The following is a 4,628-nucleotide window of genomic DNA, read 5'->3' as shown; positions in this document are numbered from 1 at the left end:
CCTCCAGCGCCTGCCGCGCCAGCTCCACCGTCCCCGCCTGCATCCACACCCGCGTCCCCGCGGCCTGCAGCGCGCGGATCCATTCCACCGGCGGCAGCGTCCAGTGGAACGCCACCACCGGCACCTTCGCCGCGATGCACGCGTCCACGTGGTCGCGCGACGTGAAGCCCTGCGGGTGCATCCGGTCCACGATGAAGTCCACCCCGTAGGGCCGCTGGGTGCCTGCCTGGATGGCCTTCAAGCGGGCCTCCAGCACCAGCGGCGGCTCCGGTGCCGTACCCAGCATTCCCAGACCGCCTGCCTCCGACACGGCGATGACCAGCGGCGGCAGCGACACGAACGCCATTCCCGCGCCCACGAAGGGGTAGTGCACCCCCACGGCGCGCGTCAGCCGCGTCTTCAGCGTGTTGCCCTCCAGCACGTAGATGGGTGGAGGCCGCGGGTCGCCCGGCAACCCCGCGCCTTCGGACTCGCCGTCCGTCAGCGGCTCCGCGTCTTCGTGGGAAGAAGAGGGCTGGCCGGGTCGTCCGTCGTTCGCGCCGTTCATCGCGTCTCCCGTAAGGGTGCTGACGTGCCGAGCCTTCAAGATTAGCAGTGCCCCCCGGCGATTCAGTCGCGACCGGGCGGGGCCGTGCTCACTGGCCAGCAGAGCGACCTTCACTCCGTCCTTCACTCGTCCGGAGGCAGACCCTCGTGCCCCAGTCCCGCGTCCGTCAACACCCGGCCGCGCTTGAGCCGCCGCGTCAGGGGCCGGTAGCGCTGCGCCACGAGGGAGCTCAACCGGAACGGCAGGCCCCGCTCCTGCTCCACGCGGCGGGCCTGGGCGACCAGCGCCTCGCGCGTCAGCCGCAACGGCCCCTCCAGGCCCACCAGGATGCGGTTGGTACTGGACGGAACCTCGAAGAGCGACAGGCCGTGGAAGCTCACCTGGTAGGTGCGCACCATCGCGTCATAGAGCGGGTTCGCCGCCGACTCCCACACGTTGCCCACCACCACCCCGCCCCGCGTCAGCCGCGAGCGCGCCGCCCCCAGGAACTCGCGCGTCGCCAGGTGCAGGGGGATGTGGTCCGCCCCATACGCGTCCAGGATGATGACGTCGTACGGGGGCCCTTCGCCTTCGATGAAGGCCCGGCCGTCCGCCACGTGCGCCCGCAGCAGCGCGTCCTCCTGGAAGCCGCAGTACTGCTTCGCGGCCTCCACCACCTCGCGGTCCACCTCCACCACGTCGATGTGCGTGTCGGGCAACACCGCTCGCAGGAACATGGGGATGGCACCGCCGCCCAGCCCCACCGCGAGGATGTTCTCCGGCCGGGGCATGAACGCCAGCGCCACCATCGCCATGCGCGTGTAGGGCAGCTCCAGCCGCAGCGGTTCGCCGGGCCACACCACGCTCTGGCGCGCGCCCCCTTCACCAAAGCGCAGCGAGCGGCGCCCGTCGTCGTCCTCGGTGATGAGGACGGGGCCCGCTGCTTGCGCGCTCTCGTCTGGCGATGCCAGGACCGGCGATCCCTACCGGGGGCCGGACACCGGCTGGGGGCCACTGTCCAGCACGCGCTGCGCCGTCACCGCGGGCCCGTACTCCGGCGTCCGTGTGACGGCGCCGTGGGAGTCCTTGCCCTCGTGCAGCTTCAGGCCTTCTGCATCCGGCAGGTAGCCCACGCGCAGCCGCACCTCACGCACGGCTGACAGCTCGCGCGTCTCCGCCGGACCCGTGGGATACGGCAGCGAGGTGCGCAAGGGCAGCGGCACCACCGCGCGACGGGTCGCCGTGGCGCCGGCCTCCACGCGGCTGACCGAGGGCACCTCCGGCGCTTCCACCAGCAGGTCCTCCGGCACCGGGATCAGCATGCGCGACAGCACCACCTGCCCGCCGGACAGGTCCACGTAGGCCCGGTGCGGATCCAGCGTGGGCTGGCCGCCGAACCCGAAGTCCCACAGGCCGTCCAGCAACCACACGGCCCGGGACGTCCGGTTGTGCACCGCGTAGGTGACGGCGAGCGTGTCCGCCTCACGCGCCACCGACTCCACCTTCAGCTCCACGTCCGCCTGGGCCATGCGATGTCCTCCGGGGTCCGCAGGCCGCTCCGGCGCCCGCGTGCAACCGACGATTAGCGCCAGCGCCACGAAGGCGCCAGCATGGCGGAAGCCTCGCATCCCTCGCCTCCTGCTAGTAGTGCGGACGGGTGGGCAGGTTCAGTTCGTCGCGCAGGACGTTCTCCCCGGGACGGCCGCCCTGGACCACGTCCGGCGTCTTCGGGTCGTTGTCCAGGTCGATGGGCAGGCCCACCGCGGACGGCTCCAGGTTGCGAACGCCGCCCTTCGAGCCGTTGGCCAGCGTGCCGTTGGTGATGTCCGAGGCGTGCACCAGCTCGTGGAACAGGCCGACGACGGGGGGACGGGTCATCCACTCCTCGCTGTTGCCCAGCGAGATGCGCGTGCGGTTGTAGCCCACCGTCGCGTTGGAGCCCTTGCCCGGCGTGCCGTCCGCGTTCATGAAGCCGTCGCTGAGCGGCGTGCCGTTCGCGTTGTTGCCGCCCATCGTCTCGGAGATGGTCGTCGTCTTGCCGCTGGCGTCCAGCGTGCGCAGCAGCTCCTGGCCCGAAGGCATGGAGCGCATCGCGTCCAGGTCCGACTGCACGCGCGCCTGGTAGTCGGCGCTGCCGGTGACGGACACCGAGCTGCCAATCTTGTCCGCGTCCGTCATGTCGACGATGTTCCGCTCGCCCTTGACCGCGTCGGAGGTCGTCTCGTTCGCCTCCACGTAGAGCTTGTCGGTGCCGGTGCCGCCCTTGACGGTGTCCTTGCCCTCGCCGCCCGCGACCGCGTCGTTGCCGGAGCCGCCGCTCAGCGTGTCATTGCCCCGACCGCCAATGACCTGGTCGTCGCCCGTGCCGCCCGAGGCCTTGTCGTCGCCCGCGCCGCCGTCGATGTAGTCGCGTCCGCCACCGCCCGACAGCGTGTCCTTGCCATCCAGGCCGTAGAGCACGTCGCGGCCTTCGCCGCCCTGGATGCGGTCATCGCCCGCGCCGCCCTCCAGGTAGTCGTCGCCGTCCAGGCCACTGAGCGTGTCATTGCCCTCGCCGCCGATGACGGTGTCGTTGCCCTTGCCGGCCGTGAGCTTGTCGTCGCCCGCGCCGCCGTCCAGCGTCAGGTCCTGCGTGACGCTCGAGTCCAGCGTGATGGAGTCGTTGCCCGCGCCGCCCTGGATGATGGCGCCCCGAGCCTGCGCCGCCGTCAGCGTCACCGTGTCGTCGCCGGACTTGATGGTCAGCCCGCCGTCCTTGTTCTGCGACACCGTCGCGGTGTTGTCGCCCACGCCCAGGTTCACCACGGTCCTGCCCTCGGCGTTGGTGCTCACCTGCGGCTTGGTGACGGCGTCCACCACGCCCTGGACGATCTTCCCGATGGACGAGGCGATGCCCCCCAGGAAGCCCCCGCCGCCGTCGTCCTTCTTCTTCGCGTCCGCCTTGGCCTTGCCGCCCTCGGCGCCGCCCGACTCCTTCAGCGCCTGGGACCGCGCAGGCGCCGCGCGCTGGGGCCCCGCCTCGAAGCCGTCCGTCATGCGCTGGGAGACCGCGGCCTTCACCACGTTGGGGCGCGCGGCCGCGGGGGCGGGAACCTTCGCCGGCTCCTGCTTCACGACAGGGGTGGTACGCGAACCGGTCTTGCCAATCGTGGTCATGTCGCTTCTCCCAGGTGACGGGCACCCGGCTCGGGGTCCTGGCGACGGGGCACCAGGCGTCGGACGAACGCCGACATTCCAGATTGTCGTGGGAAGTCCTCCACAGTTGCGTCAGCCCCCGAGAGACGACACAGCGCGGCACGGAACCACCTGGAATCGTTGCATTCCTCAATAACCGATTCTTGAGAATGGAACTCGGATTTCATGTATTACGGCTTCCACGTCTCACCCGACATCCTTGGGATACGGGTTACGGACGGGGGACGCGGAACAGCGGTCAGGGGCCGTGTCCCGGCAGGCAGTGTGACGACGGGAGGAAGCACCACATGAAGCTGAAGACCTTGATGTCCACCGTGGGGGCGCTGGCCGCCGCGGTGTGGGCAGGTCCGGCGGTGTCCGCCACCGCGAACGGGCCCATCTGCGACCCGGCCGCGTACGTGAACTCGACCACCTATTACAACTGCACCGGCAGCAGCCACACGGCGCTGGACGTGGGCAACAGCTCCTGCGGCGAGTGGAACCACCGCGGCATGCTGGTGGGCAACTTCTACTATTACTACTACGGCGGCTGCGCGGCGGCCTGCAACGGCTCCACCTGCAACGGCGGCGCGGGCAACTACTACGTCGTGTCCGGAGCCAACGGCTGGGACTTCCGCCAGCTGCACTTCTACGCGAACGTCAGCTCCGGCACGAAGACGTGTGACCGCTGCGCGCTGGGACTCGTGGGCGGCACGGGCAGCGCCACCGGGCCGCACTCGCACTCGGACAACCGTCAGTACGGCACGCGCAAGTCGGCCTGGTACACCAGCGTCGGCACCACGTGCGGCACCAACGCGAACTGCACCAACCGCCTGGGCGTCCCCACGCTGTAGTCCGTGCGGGTCCCGAGCAGGGGCCGGCCTCCGCGCCGTGTCCCCTGCCCGGCGTCTTTCGTTCCCTCCGCCCC

Annotated in this window: 5 protein-coding genes; 1 reads left to right on the top strand and 4 read right to left on the bottom strand. The window is 70.7% G+C overall.

Annotation, left to right across the window (positions count from 1 at the left end; genetic code table 11):
* From D7V93_RS38480 to D7V93_RS47530, 4 genes are all read right to left on the bottom strand, one after another.
* The coding region (locus D7V93_RS38480) for a nitronate monooxygenase (protein ID WP_147451562.1) at positions 1-547 on the bottom strand (547 nt) is incomplete at its 3' end.
* Positions 548-669: 122 nt separating this feature from the next.
* Entirely contained in the window at positions 670-1,389 is a 720-nt protein-coding gene (locus D7V93_RS38475) for a spermidine synthase (protein WP_244237756.1), read from the bottom strand.
* Between the two features lie 120 nt (positions 1,390-1,509).
* A complete protein-coding gene (locus tag D7V93_RS38470) occupies positions 1,510-2,055 on the bottom strand; it encodes a hypothetical protein (RefSeq protein WP_244237755.1) in 546 nt (181 codons plus the stop codon).
* Between the two features lie 112 nt (positions 2,056-2,167).
* Entirely contained in the window at positions 2,168-3,682 is a 1,515-nt protein-coding gene (locus D7V93_RS47530) for a M91 family zinc metallopeptidase (RefSeq protein WP_120648051.1), read from the bottom strand.
* 326 nt (positions 3,683-4,008) lie between these two features.
* Here D7V93_RS47530 and D7V93_RS38460 point away from each other — a divergent pair, with 326 nt between their 5' ends.
* Positions 4,009-4,554, top strand: coding sequence for a M23 family metallopeptidase (locus tag D7V93_RS38460; protein WP_120648050.1), 546 nt, complete (start codon positions 4,009-4,011; stop codon positions 4,552-4,554).
* The last annotated feature ends 74 nt before the right edge of the window (positions 4,555-4,628 follow it).

This window comes from Corallococcus llansteffanensis, from assembly GCF_003612055.1.
Lineage (GTDB): Bacteria > Myxococcota > Myxococcia > Myxococcales > Myxococcaceae > Corallococcus > Corallococcus llansteffanensis.
This window is presented reverse-complemented; position numbering and strand designations above follow the sequence as displayed.

Coding starts and splice junctions, on each gene's coding strand:
- D7V93_RS38470 (WP_244237755.1), bottom strand. CDS start 2,055: ATGGCCCAGGCGGACGTGGAGCTGAAGGTGGAGTCGGTGGCGCGTGAG.
- D7V93_RS47530 (WP_120648051.1), bottom strand. CDS start 3,682: ATGACCACGATTGGCAAGACCGGTTCGCGTACCACCCCTGTCGTGAAG.
- D7V93_RS38460 (WP_120648050.1), top strand. CDS start 4,009: ATGAAGCTGAAGACCTTGATGTCCACCGTGGGGGCGCTGGCCGCCGCG.